This is a genomic window from Aequorivita xiaoshiensis (assembly GCF_022008395.1).
Lineage (GTDB): Bacteria > Bacteroidota > Bacteroidia > Flavobacteriales > Flavobacteriaceae > Aequorivita > Aequorivita xiaoshiensis.
Genome location: NZ_JAIRBB010000058.1, coordinates 1 through 819 on the forward strand (window position 1 = coordinate 1; position 819 = coordinate 819).

Here is an 819-nt window from a genome sequence, read left to right on the forward strand (position 1 = left end):
CAACGTGTGTGTATATGACAAGTAGCGTGCAAAAATGCGCTAATTTTTCGGTTGCGCCACAAGCCAATTTTTTGTTTTAAGTTTTTATCTTTAAACTTCTAAAACGCCAAAAATAAAAAATTGGCGACTTTCCAAATATACCAAAATTTTCGATTTAGAAAAGACGCAGCTATTTGTTATATACGGTGTTGTGGTGCGTTTTTTTCTCTTACTTAAATTTCTTTTTTATTGCATTTTCTACTCTGAATAGAAGCACAATTATAGATAAAATCATAATTGTTAATCCTAAAATCATAGAGGTTATTTCAGTCAGAAAGTATATAAAATTTATGAATGAAATAACAATATTTAAAAGTCCTATTTTAATCATTTCCGCTGATGAATAAATTTGTGCAAAATCCCATCTTTCCTGATTTTTCATAGAACTCGAAGTTCTATATCCGTAAAGTGCGTTGATTTTCTTTGGTGGAAATTTACGCATTATCAATCCTGCTACTATTGAAATAATACCAAATCCAAAACAAATAATAAATAAATGGTTGTCTGTTATTAATTTTTCCACCTCTTATTTTTTTTAAATCAATTTTTTCTTCCCCAATTTTATATATCAGAGTAAATTTCGGCGCAGTGCTTTCAGTTTATTTTTTTTATTCCACAATATTTTTCACGTTTCCATTGCGTTTTGCTTGTCAGAAGTCCGCTTTATATCTCAAATTTTCGATTTTGCTTTTACGCACCAAAAAAAATCAGTTTCTTTTCGGCCTTCCATTTCGCCTAATTTTCAGGTTTTCACGATTTTTCTTAAATGCACCACAACGG

Annotated in this window: 1 protein-coding gene; it reads right to left on the reverse strand. The window is 29.9% G+C overall.

From position 1 onward, the window contains the following. Positions 1-208 precede the first annotated feature (208 nt). Complete coding sequence (locus tag K8344_RS13955) at positions 209-562, reverse strand: SdpI family protein (RefSeq protein WP_237609289.1); 354 nt, start codon at positions 560-562, stop codon at positions 209-211. Positions 563-819 lie beyond the last annotated feature (257 nt).